Source organism: Treponema sp. OMZ 855 (genome assembly GCF_024181145.1).
GTDB lineage: Bacteria > Spirochaetota > Spirochaetia > Treponematales > Treponemataceae > Treponema.
On record NZ_CP051194.1, the window covers coordinates 485,667 to 501,803 of the forward strand.

A 16,137-nucleotide genomic window follows, 5' to 3' on the forward strand; every position below is an offset into this window, starting at 1 on the left:
TTTCAAAAGGCTAACGGAAAGGTTTTTGCCAAAGCTGTAACTTCTATTTTGCGGAATTTAATTTATTCATCTGATGCGTTTCCCTCTTTTAGAATAAAGTGCGTGGAATTTTGGATAAAATTTCACGCAGAAGGAAGGAAACGCATCAGACGTTTTATGAATATTCCCCGCTTTCTTTATAGAAGAAAAAAAATGCACGAAATTTTGAGGAAAATTTCGTGCATGCGGTATGCGGTGTGTTTTGTTTTATAGATTTAGCAAAGTTGAAAGTGCTTTCAAGTTTGCCGTGATTTCGTCTTTAATAGCTTGCCACTCATTGACTTTTGTTTCGAGAACATTGACCGTTTCTTTAGGCATACTGATATCCTCAAGGATGTTTTTGCTGAATATAACCGATGCATCGGTTCCGAGCTTAAGAGTATACTTTTCCTTCTCGAGTTCCTCCATCTCAATGTTGATGGTATCGATGTTATACGTAATCATATCCGGCGCTTTTATAACACTCCCTGATGCCTGCATTGAGGCCGCTATGCTTTCGTTCATGTTGTCATTACGCGAGGGTGTTATATCCATGTCCATACCGATTTTAAAGTTTTCGTTCTGTTTTGCGGTATCGGCATAAAATGAACCATGCATATCAAAAACCGGAAGCAGCGGAGTATCGGGATTATCCGTAAAAGATACGGAGACGGAACAATCGATATCGGCTGCCGTGTCGGTTACAGAGCCCTTAGAAGCAAACACACAGGATACTATACTCGCCTTCGAGTCTTTATCTGCGGTATTAGACCCTGTAATATTGAGCGTGTATGTCATGCCGTCGATCGGGTTTTCATAATTTTTGATGCCGCAGCCGAATGTGACTATCTCTTTTCCGCTGACAGCAACCGTATACTGAGCTTTTTCGACAAGGTTATCTTTAACGGTCAGCTCTTCCGTAAAAGTACAGTCTTTTATGTTATCTTTTATTTCCGTATTGAATTTTTCTTCAATCTCTTTAAATTCTTTTTCTAAGAGTTTTTCATAAAACTTCCAGAGGAATGTTAAACGGTTATCGTTTTTTACCGCATCTATCAGCGCAGGGATAAATTTAATGACATCATCATTATTGAATACGATGGAATACGTATCGCCGTTCCGTGTGATAACTGCGTTCTTATAGAGAATATCTTGCGCTTTATCATAGCGTTTTTGCGAGGCTTTATTCGGCCGGATGGAACTCAGTGTTTTCAATGTATTGTAGGTTAAATCGATATTGAGATTTGCGGGAAATTCCTTAGAGTCGATAAGCGAAAGGGCTTTTCCGAGGTCTTGTGCAGGAATGGAAAATGTTTTATTGAATATCGAAGGACTCGCCGCTTCAATATTTTTTTGCCCCATAACAATATTTATCAGGTCGGTTTTTTCTTCGTTTATTAAAATATTATTCAATGCATACGAATACTTAAATGCTTGAGCCTTTTTATCGTTGATCCAAAGCCCTGTTATACCGATTTTATTTGCGATCATCGTATCGGCAATCGTTTTTGTTTGTAATATGTCTTGCGCTTTAGGCCCTTGCAGATCATAGTCGGTAAGGAAAAATTCTGCTTTTGCAGAGCCGTTATCAAAAACATCACTGCGCAGCATAAAATTATTTTCAAATTTTTCGAATGCACTGATAAGCTTTTCGGTCGATGCCTTTTTAATGCTTATGATATTCTTTGTATCTTTATTACCGCATGATACCGTAAAAATAAGCATCATAAGGGTAAAGACACATAATTTGACGTATTTCATATTATATACTCCTTTGCAGAAACGGGCTTTTTGCTCGAAATCCAGCCGTACTATATACTTTTTTTTGATATTTGTCAGCATCTCTTAAAAGCTGAATGGACGTACACTATGCATATCGTGTGCTTGTCTATCGCCTAATTTATCGGTATACTGCGTTTGTATATTGTTAAGGGAAACCTCTAAAAAACCCGGTTTTTTAGAGATGCCCTAAATACAGTCTTTGAATACGAGGTGATAGAAAAATAATGACACGCGATACAAATATACAAGGTAAGATCCTTTACGAAGATGAAAATCATAAATTTATCTGGCTGGGCGGCGAAACAAAATACCGAAAGGGTGCCGTACAGACCATGCAGTATCTCATCATTGATAACGGCCGCGGTATTCTGCTGGATCCGGGTGGGGTACATCTTTTTTCACAGGTAGTAACCGCCGTCAGTAGATTTATATCAGTAGATAAAATAGACATCATCTTTTTCTCTCATCAAGATCCCGATGTATCTTCGGGCATCGCTCTGTGGCTTGGTGTTACACAGGCACAGATTTATATTTCTTCTCTTTGGCTCCGTTTTATGCCTCACTTCGGTATTGTTGACGTTTCACGTATGACCGGTATCCCCGATAAAGGGATGAGCGTTTCTTTACCTTCCGGCAACAAAATACGTTATATTCCCTCCCACTTTATGCATTCTCCGGGGCAGTTTTCACTCTTTGATGAATGTTCCCGTATTTTGTTCAGCGGCGATATCGGTGCTGCGGTGTTTGAGAAAGAGGAAGATGAAACGCTCTTTATCGATGATTTCCAAAAGCATATCCCGTTGATCGAACCGTTCCATGTCCGATATATGGCAGCCAATAAGATTGTCAAGCGCTGGGTTGAAGCTGTACGGCTATTAAATCCTATCATTATTGCGCCGCAGCACGGGGCTATTTATACAGACGACAAGGTAGAGCTCTTCTTAAATTGGCTTTCTCATTTGCAATGCGGAGTCGATTATCTTGATAGGTTATTTTAGGGAATAATATATGGTAGATGAACAAGCAGCTCTGCAGAATTTTGCCGATTTAGTAGATAAAATTGTTGTTAAGTACAATAAAGGTGTTGTATTAGACTATGTAACGCGACATTCGTTTCAAATTATCAATAGCTCCATGGAGCAGCTGGAGCAACGGTTTGAAACAATCCTTTCAGTATTTGAAGAAATCCAAAAAGAGAGTAGCTCTTCTGCTGCGAATGCGAACCATGTAGATGATTTATTAGATGCGGTGCTTAGCGGACGAAAAACACTGCAAAAAGAAATCCATAATCGGCTTGGTGAAATCGATGAAGCGGCAGCCACTGCACGAACCACAGCAGCCTCATTTGAAACGCTCAAAGAACACACCGGTGAAGTTAAAGCGATGGTCTCAGATATCCAAAACATTTCGATAAAAACCGGTATTTTGGCTATTAATGCTTCAATTGAAGCCGCTCATGCAGGCAAGGCGGGCGACGGTTTTAGAATTATTGCAAATGAGGTACGAAACCTTTCTACCAAAACCGGCACCTTTGCTAAAATGATTGAGACAAAAATGGCTGAGTTACAGTCATCGGTAAAAAGCATCAGTGAAAGTATGACCCTTTTTATTTCACTCTTTTCAAAGTTTCAAGAATCATTCACCGGTATTCTTTCCACCTATGATAAAAATTCAGAGACTTTGGATGCAGCCGGTCTTGCGTTGGCAGAAATATCCTCTTCGATTAAAGAGCAGGATACTACTATCCACGGCGGTTTTAGCTCGCTTAAAGATATTGAAGCATTCTTAAAAGAGACAAGCGCCGTATTGGAAGTAGTACAGACCAGCCACCGGCATTTGGGTACCTTATTGCAGAAAAAAGAATAGAGGAAACGTTGTTGCGGTTCTAAACCATTGCCGTCCTCGTCCAAAAATGTTTTCAGAACTACACTTTTGAGCCACGGCGGATTCTTAGGTTAAACCCCTAATTGATCTTAAATTTTCCCACTTCATTTGCCAGTTTTTCGATACTTTCTCGGTTCTTCTGCGTCATCATATTGACTTCTTGTACGGCATTATTGATCTGTATGGCGCCCGATGCCATCTCGTTCATGCTGTCGGTGATAGTGCGCGTTAATTCGTCAAGTGTATGCATTTCGTGTGCTGCACCTTCTCCGCCTTTCAACATTTCTTCAGAGCCGGATTGCACTTCCATTGTTACGGTATTGATGTTTTTAATAGCCGATAATATCTCTTTGCTGCCGTGTTCCTGTTCTCTTATTGCAGCGGTTAAAAGATCACTCATCGATTTTACTTGTTCCGCCAATCCAAAAATTAAGTTGAATTTTTCTTCTACGATTTTAGATGAAGCTGACAGTGTTTCAATTTCCGCAGTTAAAGATTTAAGCGTTACCGTAATTGTCTTTCCTTGTATTGCAGAGTCTTCGGAAAGTTTACGGATTTCATCGGCGACAACGGCAAAGCCTTTTCCTGCTTCTCCCGCATGAGCCGCCTCGATAGCTGCGTTCATTGCAAGCAGGTTGGTTTGTGAGGCAATATGCTGAATAACGTTAGAGGCTTCCATTAAAGAACCGGATTCTTCGGAAATCTTCTGTGTTACCGTATTGGAAGTTACCAAGGCTGCCTTTCCGTCACCCGTGGCGGAAACAAAGTTTTTAATAATTTGATCGGTTTTTCCGAGTGTTTGCCCGATCGAAGCAATATTTGCAACCATCTGCTCTATTGAAGACGAAGATTGTGCGACGCTGCCTGCTTGCGTTTCGATGCTGCTATTCAATTGCTTGATTGTTCTGATAATCTCTTCAACGGTTGCCGCCGTTTCGGTAACACTTGCCGCTTGGTTGATCATCTTCTCTTTTACCGTTTCTGTTGTTGCCGTAATTTGCCGTATTGCACTTGCGGTTTCAAGCATATTATCTGCAAGATTGGTACCCGTGACCTCCATATCAGCTGTATTTGCTTCTATGGAACGGATAGCTCCGGCTATCTTTCCGATTGTTTCGTTAAAGTACTGTGCTATATCGGTAAGCTCGTCTTTTCCCTTAACAGGCAGCGAGACCGTTAAGTCTCCCGTTCCCTGTGCTATTTCTTTGAGCGCATCCGCTGTCTTCTGCAGCGATCGTGAAAGTCCGAGTGAGACTGCATAAATAATACAAACCACCAAGATGACCAATATCGTATCGATAATAATGATAAGTCTAATGGCGCCCATGTATTTTTGACGATAATCCGTTGCAATAAGTGTCCAGCCCGTTGTCGGGATCTTTGCGTATGCAGCATCTTTTACCGCGCCTTTATATTCATAAGAGCCGGAACCGGAAGTTGTCGATTGAACGGCGGTATGTTCAAAATTTCCGACACTTTCAAGGCTTTTATCCGATTGAGATTTTACGTAGGAATTTTCTTGCGAATAAATGAGCTCGAGGTCATGGTCGGCAACAGTAGTGCCGTCTTTATCAAGGATATAAACCTCGCCGGTTTCTCCGATTTTTACATTCCGTATTGTTTCATATATTTTTAAGCCGTCATATACGGTTGCGATTGTGCCTATGATCGTTTTGTGTTTTCCGTAGATGGGCGCTGCTACCGTACAGACCAACGAGCCGTCTTTAAAGGAAGAGTACGGCGTACTAATGAAAAATTCCCCTTGTATGCTCTTTTGGAACCATTCAAGGCTTTTAACGTTTGCCATTGTACCATCTGTCCTATACGCATTTCCTTGGGTGTCGGTTACGAGCATACGTAAGCATCCGTCTTTCTTCGCTATTTCCGCCTCATTTTTTAAAATTTCTATTTTTTCAGACAGAGGAATATCCGTATTTGAAATTACGGAGCCTCGTGCTAATGTTTCCATTTGTGTTCTAAATTTTTCAATATATGTTTGCTCAAATATTGCCGCTTGATTTTGTGCTACTGTTACTAGATGCGATGCCGCTTGCTGCATAAGTGCGATACGGGAGCTGCTGATAGAAATAACATTAATGACTGTCATTGAAACGGCAAATAATAAACCGAAAGTAATTGATAAACGTGCTTTGAGCGGAAATCTTTTGAGCATAACTATCCCTTCTACTTTAATCGTATATTTTATATATCGTTAAAATAGAGCCGCTTATTGAGTGTTTTACTAATTTTTTTCTATTAAAATATATCCGAGGGATTTTAATTCACTGTAGAGCGGAGTAAGTGCTGGTGTGTATCCATAGCTGACAGCATAAAAGTTCACGCACCAGTATATTTCCGTTCCGCTCGAGCTGGCGGCCTGTACATCGTTATCGCCTACGGCGATATTGTCTTTATTAAATGCACGTCTGGTAGGAGAGATTCTAGTATTTCTCTGTGGGATTCCTTTTTGAACTGAGTTTACAATAAGCTTTGCTGGATCGCTAGGAGATGAACCGTAGTCTTGTAAGCGGAAGCGGACAGTAACATCTGCAGAATGTTTATCAATCAATGGACGTGTTGATATCAGATTTGTCTCTAAGCGATAGTATTTCTTTGTTTCTTCCAAATACCTTGCCGCTTCGAACGGGTTATCATCATTATACTTGTCGATTTGACTGCGGTCGTTTTCGCAGTCATCCTTCCGTGCATAGATTCGATAGTAAATTTCGGTTCCTTGAAAGCCTGTCACAGCACTATTTGCCGTATCAGCGGTCTTGAATTGACAGTACCGCTGACTTAAATCTTCACTATTACTGTTCTCACGTACTGAATGCGGCTTTTCAAGATAGGTCAAGTTCGGAATACCGCAGGTTGTCATAAACAGACTGCAGAGACAACAAAAAAGAAAAGTATATCGTTGGTATAAAAGCCGCAACAGCTGCATAGCCCCTTATAGTGTTTTCCCGCTAATTGATGGAAAGTGCAATAATCCGCGATTTTGCAAGCAGTGTCCAATCATTATCGGGATATGATTCCGTAAGTTTGGTATATGCTTCAATCGCTTTGTCCGGATGAGCGAGGGTTTCTTCAAGCCGTCCGATGTTAAACAATGCTCGCGGCTTCAGCGGAAAGTCGTCTGAGGCTGCCGACAAGGTATACAGTTCCAAAGCTTTATCATGCTGCTGCAATTCATCGGCGCAGACTGCTGCATTAAAATAGGCGATACCGGCAGTATACGCTTTCGGAAGAGCCTCTCCTGCCTTTTGGTAAGAGGCGAGTGCTTTTTCCCAATCCTTGCGCAGTACGTAGATTTCGCCGAGGGTTGTGTAGGCTCTAAATGCGGAGTATGAGTGGCCGTTTGCTGCGGCTTGCTTTTCAAGTTTTTCGGCAAGTGCATCTTCTTTAGCCGTCATATCTTCGGCGTTTTTATCCCGTAAATCCGTCCATTCGGAGATTATTGTCTCCGTTTCTACGGATGCCTTTTTCGCCGCGCGTGTAGTGAGTGATGATGCAATCAAAGCGATTGCGGCAACCGCACAGATTGCTCCCAGTATAATGACAATCAGTTTCCGATTCTGAGTTAAAAATTGTCCGCAGCGTTCCGAAAAAGAAAGCGTCTGGTCGTTTTGTTCTGCCATATAGGTCTCCCATTAATCCTTTGGGCATCTCTAAAAACTTGGTTAGATTTTTAGAAGATGCCTCATCAGCAAAGCTGATAATGAGTTTCAATTTAAGTCTTTTTACTGTAATGACTTAAATTGAAACATCGCAAAATAAATCTAAGGTAAACCTCTAAAAAACTGAAGTTTTTAGAGGTTCTCCTTTATGTTTAGCTCTTTCATCAACCGTGAAAGATATGTCCTTTGAATTTTCAGTATCGAAGCTGCTGCCGTTTGATTGCCGCCGGTTTTCTCCAGTACTGTTCGGATATATGTCCGTTTAAATACATCTGTCGCGGTTTTAAGTCCACCGGTCTCTCCGGTTAGTACCGCAGCCGCAGAAGGGGGAAATAAATATTCAGCGGTAACGAGCGGCGGACATCCGTTTAAGCATCCGTATTCTACGCTGTTTTTTAGTTCCCGTATATTTTCCTTCCATTCCGCTTGCTGTAACGCCTCTTGAGCATCCGCCGAAAAACCGGTAAAGGGTTTGCGCATTTCCTGTGCTGCCTGACGCAAAAAAAACTGCGCAAGCGCTTCGATGTCTTCTTTGCGCTGCCGTAATGGCGGTATATACAGGGGCAGTACGTTTAATTTACCGTACAGTTCCGACAGAAAATCTCCTTCGCGGGTTAAGCGTTCAAGGTCGCGGGAGGTTGAGGCTATCAACCGTATGTTCCCGCCGCTTTGTTCAAGCTGTAAAATCCTGTCTAAAAGCCTCTTTTGCAGTGAAAGCGGAATGGCCGCCGCCTCATCAAGGAACAAGGTACCGCCTTCGGCTTGTTGAAAACAGCTTTTATCGGAGGCATCGGTAACGGACGTACCGTCCGCAGCACCGCCGAATAAGCGGTGCGCAAGCAGCTGTTCTGCCGGTTCGGTACAGTTCACACGAATAAAGGGATGATCCGCACGGCGGCTGTGAATATGCAGCTGCTTTGCAACCGATGCTTTTCCTACCCCGTTTTCACCTATAATGAGTACCGGTATGTCGGAGAATGCAAGCTGTTTGCAGAGCTCAAATTTCTCCCGCATTACCGGACTGGACGCTATAAAAGGTGTTTCTTTCGTTATATATTCTGCTCTTTGCTCCCTCTGCTTTACAGCATCCTCGTAAACCTGATATGCGCATGAAGTACGGTAAACCGGTGCAGCGTATCCGGCTACAAGGTTCAATAACGAAAGATCGGACTCTGAAAAATTCCCTCCGTCTTTTTTTCCCACTGCTTGAAGGACACCGATACGTGAATCCTCTACACACAGCGGTACTGCGATAAACCCCGATGCCGAATAAGGTGTTCCGTCCATACCGTTGGAGGTAAAACGGCTTTCCGCATCGGGAGCATTCATTCTTAACGGTTCATTTTGCCGTAACACCCACGCCGCTGCTGCCGGTAACTCTTTTTTTGCGTGCAAGCAATAAAAGGTATCATCGCATATATACGCAACCGTTTGAGTCTTTTCCAGCGTTTTGTCCGCTAAAAAAAGAGAAGCAGCGGTACTATCCACTGCTTGCATACTCGAACGGAGAATTATTTCGAGCAAGGTATCACCCGAAGCCGAAGCTCCGCGGGTGAATAAGGGGGTGTTGATGAGAGCAGCTAATCTTTCGGGTAAAATACGGCCTGAGATATACATACGCTGCTCTCACAGCAAAACTATTCCGATGCTTTATTCTTCATAAGATCGCCCAACGTAAAGGCTCCCTCGCCGTCTTCTTGTTTGGTGGACATATAGCGTGAGAGTTCTTCTTGTTGAAGGCGCTTCTTATAGTCGCGAATTGAAAAAGCCGTTTTCTTATCCTTAACGTTAACGTCAAGAACAGCTGCTTTTACTTTATCGCCGACAGCGTATTTCTTTAATACTTCGTCGGGATTATCTTCGCGGTTTTCTACAAGATTTTGCTTGTGAATAAGGCCTTCGATATCACCGGGTACTTTTACGAATATACCAAAGTCCGTTACCGAGGTAACTTCGCCTTCGACGGTCGAACCGGGTTTATATGCCTCTGCAAAGGTCTTCCACGGATCATCGCTTAACTGCTTTACGCCGAGGCGGACGCGGTGTTCTGCCGGATTGCATTCGATAACGATTACTTCAAGGTCTTGACCTGCTTCAAGCTCGCTGTTCGGATGGCGTACCCGTTTTGTCCACGAAAGATCATCGACATGCAAGAATCCGTCGATTCCTTCTTCAAGCTCAATAAACGCACCGGCGTTGGTCAGTTTAACTACTTTACGGGTTAAGCGGGTGCCCACAGGATACCGCTCGCCGATATTGTCCCACGGATTTGCCGTTACCTGCTTTAAGCCGAGCGAGACCCGTCCAGCTTGAATATCATAGCCGAGGATCATACATTCAACTTCATCGCCGATTTTAACCATATCGCTCGGCTTGCTTACCTTTTTTACCCAGCTGAATTCGCTGATGTGTACAAGGCCTTCGATACCTTCCGATAATTCTACAAAAGCGCCGAAATCGGTAATCTTTGTAACATGACCTTTTACGATATCGTTTACTTGGAATTTATCTTCAAATTCAAGCCACGGATCAGGTGTAAAATGCTTTAATGAAAGATTGATGCGCTTTTCAGCCGGATCAAGTCTGATAACTTTTAGATCGATTTCTTGACCTTTTTTAACGAAATCTTTCGGCCGGGTAACATGGCCCCAGCTCATATCGTTGATATGGAGCAAACCGTCAAAGCCGCCGAGATCGATAAATGCTCCAAAGCTGGTAAAGCTTTTTACGCTACCTTTTACAACGTCACCGATATTGGTATTTTCAAAAAATGCCTCGCGATTTTTTTCCAACGTATCTTCAAGATATTTTCTTCTATTAACTACAATATTGTCTCTGTTTCCCTTGCGGTCAAAGACCATCTTTTCAATATAGAAAGATCCCTTTTCGCCTAACAGGGATTCCGGCTTGTCTACTTTCTGTGCAGCAGCCTGACTGATCGGCAGAAATGCAATCATGTTTGCACCGAGATCGACATCATATCCGCTTTTGTTTACAAGCTTTTTGATGACGCCTGTTACCGGAGTTTTATTCCGATATGCATTTTGCAAATCTTTGCGTAAAATATTACGGTCTGCTTTTTCTTTGGAAATAATCAGCTTACCGTCAGTTGCCTCGGTCTTTTCGATGTATACCTGTACGGTATCGCCGATCTGAGGTTCTTCAGTAAATTCTTCGCGTGCGACACGTCCTTCCGATTTACCGCCAACGTCAATAAAAACCGAATCATCGGTTATCGCGATAATACGGCCTTCTTTTAATGTTCCGACTTCAGGAGATTCAAAATTCAAATACTCCTCTGGTAATTGTGTTTGGATGCTCTGATCGGAATTTGTAACTGCATCCATTGCCACTTCCTTTTGTTCCATAAATAACCCTTTATCGTGTATTTTGTCTTTTATTTTCTCACAAACCTGCATTATGGTCAAGTCCGATGTATCTAAATAGAAGGCATCTTCAGCAATTTTTAGACTGCCTTCTTTTTTATTCCGGTCGATAGTATCCCGCTCTTCAATGCTCTTGAGTATTTCGGCTTCCGAGAGATTGCTGGTACCTTGTCCGAATCGTCGCCGTGCCCGTGCCTCGGCGGAAGCATCGAGGTAGACCTTGCATTTGGCATCAGGAAATACCACGGTGGTCATATCCCGGCCTTCGCAGACGATGTTCAGTTTTGCTGCAGCGGCGCGAATCTTGTTGTTGATGAGGTGCCGAATAGGCACAATCGCGGAGAGAGCTGCAACAACCGATTCCACGGCATCGCTGCGGAGATATGCTTCCACACAGGATCCGTCTAAATACATTCCGTCCTGCTTGTATTCAAGCGATACGGTTTTTGCAAAATCCGTCCACTTTACTTCGTTTTCCAAATCCGGTTTTTCTGCGCCGGCGCCGCTTTCATCCCCGCCTAATGAGCGGAGCACCGCGAGGGTAAGCGCACGGTAAAAGCTGCCGGTGTTCATAAAGGTGAAGCCCAAATCCGCCGCAATCATCTTAGCAACGGTACTTTTGCCCGAACCTGCAGGGCCGTCTATCGCAATAATCATTTTTTACCGCCTTTCAGAGCTGCCGGAACATCTTTTAATAATAGGGTGGTTTCCGTCCGGGTCGGCAGGTGTTTAAGGCGCACCGGCATTTCGGCGCAGTTCTGCGATGCCGAAGAAACGGAGACGCTGTCAGCTTCGCTGTTGCTATCGGAACCTTCCGGCAGCGGCTCGATAAAAAGCCCCCAGTCGATGCCTTTCTTTTCGGCATAGCCGTACTGCTGCTGTATCTTTTTAGGTTCGGGGAATACTTCTACACGGCAGCCGCATTGTTCCAGATAAGTCGCCGCTGCACTGTTCAGGCGGATGGCGTTACCTTTCTCGTAAAATACGATTGCGTCGATAAAACCGGCCTCTTTGGATCCGATACCGAGCTGCTCCAATCCTGCGAGGAGACGGTCAAGTCCGATCGAAGCGCCGACCCCGCTCACCGTATCCTTCATGTAGAGTCCCGTTAAATTGTCGTAGCGGCCGCCGGAACAAACTGAGCCGAGCTGCGGAAGGTCGGTTAAAAAGGTTTCGTACACAATGCCGGTGTAGTAGTCAAGGCCGCGAGTAATGGAGGGGTCAAGCACAAAGCTGTCCGCGATACCTGCGTCGCATAGGAGCTGATATACGTCCCGTAAGCGGCCGGTATCGGGGGCTGCCCCTCCTGCAAGCGCTTCTATGTGCGCAAGGATTGTTTCAAAATCGCTGCCTGCCGCAAGGCCGCTGCTGTATTGCACGATTTTTTCAGCTTTTTCAGCTCCGGCAATTTCTGCGAGTTGTTCGATTACTGCTTCTTTGCCGATTTTTGCTAATTTATCGACAATGCGGAGGATGTCTTCGCTTTTATCCTTTAGCTCCAGCCTGTCCAAAAACCGGTTGAATATGCCGCGGTGCGAAATATGAATACGGAAGTTTGTAACGTCGAGCGCTCTGAGAGCGCTATACATAACTTTCAGGATTTCAAAATCGGTATAGGCGCAGTCCGAACCGACGCTGTCAAAATCACATTGAATAAATTCGCGGTAACGTCCCGCCTGCGGTTTTTCGCCGCGCCAGACTTTTGCAATATGATATCGCTTAAATGGAAAATATAATTCACTGTAGTGCTCCGCAATAAAGCGGGCAAAGGGGACTGTCAGGTCAAAACGGAGCGCAATGTCGCGTCCGCCGTTATCGTTAAAACGGAACACTTGCTTTTCGGTTTCCCCATTGCTTTTGCGCAACAGCACTTCGGAATATTCCAAAGCGGGGGTGTCGATGGGCACAAACCCTGCATTTCTAAATACATTGGTAACGGTTTCGATTAAAAGAGCCCGCCGTATTTCGTCATGCGGCAAAAAATCTCTAAATCCTTTAAGAACTTTCGGTTGTATCAATTCACTCATTTTTTCAGTATACTCAAACTTTCCGTTTGTTACCAGTGTAATTCCACACCGCCTGTTTTCAAAAGGAAAGGTTGAGCAGCCCCAATTATTCTGCGGGCTATTAAAAAACAATCTGATGCGTTTGCCCGGATTTTTTCGCTTGCATAAGCGGAGAAAGCAGGGTATTCTTTTAACATGACTACACATAAACGCCTCGGCATTTTAACATCGGGGGGCGATGCTCCCGGCTTAAACGCCGCGATCAGAGCTTTAGCTCGGACAGCGATGAACCGTTACGGAATGGAAGTGGTCGGTATTGAGCAAGGATACCGCGGCCTCATCGAAAATAAATACCATATATTGACGGAGCAAGATCTTTCCGGCATTCTCGCGCGCGGCGGGACTATTTTGGGGGCTTCCCGTGAAAAACCGTTTAAAGACCGCGGTTGGCGTAATGCGGACGGCAGCGGGGCGGTTGATTGTATTAAAAAAAATTACAAAGACTTACATTTAGACTGTCTTGCCGTTCTTGGCGGTAATGGGTCGCAGACTACTGCCGATATGCTCGTAGATGAAGGGCTGAACATCATCGGTATTCCGAAAACCATCGACAACGATATTGTGCATAATGATATGAGCTTCGGCTTCCACACCGCGCTTGATATTGCAACGGATGCGATCGACCGGCTGCATACAACGGCGGCAAGCCATAACCGTATTATGGTGATAGAAATTATGGGGCATAAGGCGGGGTGGCTTGCGCTCTACGCGGGTATTGCCGGAGGCAGTGATGTCATTATCATCCCGGAAATCCCCTACCGGATTGAAGCAATAGCCGAGCACTTACAGGAACGCCGTAGAAAAGGAAAAAACTTTTCAGTTGTTGCAGTTGCCGAAGGCGCCGTATCGTTTAGCGAAAAGGATATGAACAAAAAAGCGTTAAAAGAATCACGTAAAGCTATGGTCGGTTCAATCGGCTATCGGGTTGCAGGGGAGATAGAAGCGGCGACCGGCGCCGATGCACGGGTGACGGTGCTCGGCTATTTACAGCGCGGCGGTACTCCTTCAGGTTATGACCGTATATTGGCAACGCGCTTCGGCGCCGTTGCGGCGGAGTTCGCCGCGGAGGAACGGTACGGTGTTATGACAGCTCTGCAACAGGGTGTTATCACTGCCGTACCGCTCAGTAAGGTCGCCGATAAGGTTAAAAAAGTACCGGAAGACCACCCGATGATCCGTGCTGCGTGGGATGTCGGCACCTGTTTTGCCGGTTAACTGACCGGCTATGCGATTAACCGCCGAGACCGCCTTTTTTAATTTCAAAATGGCTAAAGCTCATCGTAAAAGAGGCGCGGCCCTGCGTAACGGAGCGTAAATCGGTGGAAAAGCCGAAGAGTTTTGCCATCGGCGCCTGTGCATGTACAACATCGATATTCGGTTTTGAATCCATGCCGAGTACCATGCCGCCCCGCTGTGTCATCTGACTCATCGCATCTCCGACAAATTCCTTAGGACAGAGGATATCGACATTCATTACCGGCTCAAGCAGTTCGGGGGCGGCTTTTCGGCACGCCTCGTCAAAGCCCATCGCAGCGGCGGCTTCAAACGCAAAGGTTGTTGCAGTCAGCTCGTCGTATTCGGCATCGATGAGGGTTACGCCGATGTCTACGCACGGATAGCCGTATTGAATACCGGAATTAAAGGCGCCGCGAATCGCGTGTTCCACCGCCTCGATAATATCTTCAGGGAGGGCATGCGCCTGCGGAGTGCCTCCCGTAGAAACCTTAACCGTGTTCTTAAAGCTATTCCCCGAACCTCGTTCAAGCGGCTCTACACGGAGTGTGAGCTGTGCTGTCTGTTCTTTGCCGGCGAGCACCTTGCTGAACCGTTCGGTGTGTTCTACCGTTTGAGTGACGGATTCACGGTAGGTTACCTGAGGCTTGCCGATACGGGCTTCCACCTTAAAGTCCTGCAGCATACGGGTTGTAAGAACATCTAAGTGCAGCTCACCCATACCTGAGATAATCAGCTGCCCTGTTTCCGCATCTTCACGGCTTATAAAGGTAGGATCTTCCCGTGATAGAATCGCGAGGGTTTCTTTTAGTTTATCGCTTTCCGAAAGACTTTTCGGCTCGATGGCTACGGAGATAACGGGTTCGGGGAACTGCATTGATTCAAGGAGTATCGGCATTCCCTCGCTGCCGAGTGTGTCGCCCGTTTGCGCCAATTTGAGCCCGACAAATACGGCAATATCGCCCGCTTCCACGCTGTCCATCGGTTCGGACTTATTGGAGTGCATCCGCAGGATACGGCCGATCCGCTCACGTTTTTTCTTGCCAACATTATATACCTGATCGCCTGCCTTTATTTTTCCCGAATACATGCGGACATAACAGAGCGCGCCCGCTTCTCGGTCATATTGAATCTTAAAGACCAAGCCGAGCGGCACGCCGTCGCTTTTGCAGGGAACGGAAACAGGCGTTTCTTTTTTCAGCTGAATTCCTTCGGCAGGTGCAACTTCATCGGGAGCAGGGAGATAGTCTACGATAGCATCGATGAGCGGCTGAATACCGGTATTGCGCCGTGAAGATCCGCACAAAAACGGAATATACTGCCGTTTGAGTACCGCGGTACGGATTTCTTTTTTAATCAAGTCTGCCGGAATGGGTTCTCCTTCAAGCATCAACTCCGTTACCGTATCGGAGTAGGCGGAAACAACATCCAGCATTTTTTCGCGGTATTTTTCCGCCTCCGCACGGTATTGGTCGGAAAGCGGGCTGCGGGTGAATTTTTCCCCTTCGGTTTCCGCATCCCAGCGGATTTCTTCCATTGTTATAAGGTCGATAACGCCTTCAAAACTTTCTGCACTGCCGATGGGAATTTCAAGCGGCATTACCGTGCAGCCGAATTTCTCTTTGACATCCTCCATCGCCGCAAAAAAATCGGCGCCGATTCTATCCATCTTGTTTACAAAACAGATGCGCGGTACGTGGTAGTGATCCGCCTGCCGCCACACCGTTTCCGTCTGCGGTTGCACCCAGCCTACCGCACAGAGTACGGCAACCGCGCCGTCGAGTACGCGCAGTGAGCGTTCTACCTCGGCGGTAAAGTCAACGTGTCCGGGTGTGTCGATAATATTGATTTGATGATCACGCCAATAGGTTGTCGTTGCAGCACTTTGAATGGTGATACCCCGATCTTGTTCCTGCTGCATCCAGTCCATTGCCGCCGCTCCGTCATCAATTTCTCCGATACGGTGAATTTTTCCGGTATAAAAAAGAATACGTTCGGTTGTTGTTGTTTTTCCGGCATCGATATGCGCCATAATGCCGATATTTCGCATAGTGTTAAGCACGCGCTGCTCCTTGTTACTATTGAGAAGTG

At 45.3% G+C, this 16,137-nt stretch carries 11 protein-coding genes; 3 read left to right on the top strand and 8 right to left on the bottom strand.

All coding sequences use genetic code 11. The features are described 5' to 3' along the window. Positions 1 to 246: 246 nt before the first annotated feature. Complete coding sequence (locus E4N65_RS02360) at positions 247 to 1,779, bottom strand: hypothetical protein (protein WP_253673899.1); 1,533 nt, start codon at positions 1,777 to 1,779, stop codon at positions 247 to 249. Positions 1,780 to 2,024: 245 nt separating this feature from the next. Here E4N65_RS02360 and E4N65_RS02365 point away from each other — a divergent pair, with 245 nt between their 5' ends. Then, a complete protein-coding gene (locus E4N65_RS02365) occupies positions 2,025 to 2,798 on the top strand; it encodes an oxygen-binding di-iron domain-containing protein (RefSeq protein WP_253673901.1) in 774 nt (257 codons plus the stop codon). A gap of 10 nt (positions 2,799 to 2,808) precedes the next feature. Further along, positions 2,809 to 3,666 (top strand): methyl-accepting chemotaxis protein, encoded by an 858-nt coding sequence (locus E4N65_RS02370; RefSeq protein ID WP_253673902.1) that lies wholly within the window; start codon positions 2,809 to 2,811, stop codon positions 3,664 to 3,666. A gap of 97 nt (positions 3,667 to 3,763) precedes the next feature. Here the strand turns inward: E4N65_RS02370 and E4N65_RS02375 are convergent, their stop codons facing one another. The 6 genes from E4N65_RS02375 to hisS all read right to left on the bottom strand — a co-directional run bounded on the left by E4N65_RS02375 (position 3,764) and on the right by hisS (position 12,774). After that, entirely contained in the window at positions 3,764 to 5,857 is a 2,094-nt protein-coding gene (locus tag E4N65_RS02375; protein WP_253673904.1) for a methyl-accepting chemotaxis protein, read from the bottom strand. 69 nt (positions 5,858 to 5,926) lie between these two features. Further along, on the bottom strand, positions 5,927 to 6,562 hold the full coding sequence (locus E4N65_RS02380; protein WP_235619756.1) for a hypothetical protein: 636 nt from the start codon (positions 6,560 to 6,562) through the stop codon (positions 5,927 to 5,929). Positions 6,563 to 6,650: 88 nt separating this feature from the next. Then, positions 6,651 to 7,322: a tetratricopeptide repeat protein gene (locus E4N65_RS02385; protein WP_253673906.1), complete on the bottom strand. Its 672-nt coding sequence runs from the start codon at positions 7,320 to 7,322 to the stop codon at positions 6,651 to 6,653. A 171-nt stretch (positions 7,323 to 7,493) separates the two neighbouring features. Beyond that, the gene (locus tag E4N65_RS02390) at positions 7,494 to 8,978 is read right to left on the bottom strand and encodes a sigma 54-interacting transcriptional regulator (protein WP_253673908.1); all 1,485 of its coding nucleotides are present in this window, start codon (positions 8,976 to 8,978) and stop codon (positions 7,494 to 7,496) included. A 20-nt stretch (positions 8,979 to 8,998) separates the two neighbouring features. Next, positions 8,999 to 11,404, bottom strand: a complete 2,406-nt coding sequence (gene rpsA / locus E4N65_RS02395) for a 30S ribosomal protein S1 (protein WP_253673909.1) — start codon at positions 11,402 to 11,404, stop codon at positions 8,999 to 9,001. After that, a complete protein-coding gene (gene hisS, locus E4N65_RS02400; RefSeq protein WP_253673910.1) occupies positions 11,401 to 12,774 on the bottom strand; it encodes a histidine--tRNA ligase in 1,374 nt (457 codons plus the stop codon). The genes rpsA and hisS overlap by 4 nt, the downstream gene beginning before the upstream one ends. A gap of 174 nt (positions 12,775 to 12,948) precedes the next feature. Here hisS and E4N65_RS02405 point away from each other — a divergent pair, with 174 nt between their 5' ends. After that, on the top strand, positions 12,949 to 14,028 hold the full coding sequence (locus E4N65_RS02405) for a 6-phosphofructokinase (protein WP_253673911.1): 1,080 nt from the start codon (positions 12,949 to 12,951) through the stop codon (positions 14,026 to 14,028). Positions 14,029 to 14,044: 16 nt separating this feature from the next. Here the strand turns inward: E4N65_RS02405 and fusA are convergent, their stop codons facing one another. Further along, the gene (gene fusA, locus E4N65_RS02410; RefSeq protein WP_253673912.1) at positions 14,045 to 16,108 is read right to left on the bottom strand and encodes an elongation factor G; all 2,064 of its coding nucleotides are present in this window, start codon (positions 16,106 to 16,108) and stop codon (positions 14,045 to 14,047) included. Positions 16,109 to 16,137 lie beyond the last annotated feature (29 nt).

What these genes read in the sequence shown, in the direction of transcription:
- E4N65_RS02390 (WP_253673908.1), bottom strand. Translation starts at nt 8,978, where the DNA reads ATGTATATCTCAGGCCGTATTTTACCCGAAAGATTAGCTGCTCTCATC.
- rpsA (WP_253673909.1), bottom strand. Translation starts at nt 11,404, where the DNA reads ATGATTATTGCGATAGACGGCCCTGCAGGTTCGGGCAAAAGTACCGTT.
- E4N65_RS02375 (WP_253673904.1), bottom strand. Translation starts at nt 5,857, where the DNA reads ATGCTCAAAAGATTTCCGCTCAAAGCACGTTTATCAATTACTTTCGGT.
- E4N65_RS02380 (WP_235619756.1), bottom strand. Translation starts at nt 6,562, where the DNA reads ATGACAACCTGCGGTATTCCGAACTTGACCTATCTTGAAAAGCCGCAT.
- E4N65_RS02385 (WP_253673906.1), bottom strand. Translation starts at nt 7,322, where the DNA reads ATGGCAGAACAAAACGACCAGACGCTTTCTTTTTCGGAACGCTGCGGA.
- E4N65_RS02405 (WP_253673911.1), top strand. Translation starts at nt 12,949, where the DNA reads ATGACTACACATAAACGCCTCGGCATTTTAACATCGGGGGGCGATGCT.
- E4N65_RS02365 (WP_253673901.1), top strand. Translation starts at nt 2,025, where the DNA reads ATGACACGCGATACAAATATACAAGGTAAGATCCTTTACGAAGATGAA.
- E4N65_RS02360 (WP_253673899.1), bottom strand. Translation starts at nt 1,779, where the DNA reads ATGAAATACGTCAAATTATGTGTCTTTACCCTTATGATGCTTATTTTT.
- hisS (WP_253673910.1), bottom strand. Translation starts at nt 12,774, where the DNA reads ATGAGTGAATTGATACAACCGAAAGTTCTTAAAGGATTTAGAGATTTT.
- E4N65_RS02370 (WP_253673902.1), top strand. Translation starts at nt 2,809, where the DNA reads ATGGTAGATGAACAAGCAGCTCTGCAGAATTTTGCCGATTTAGTAGAT.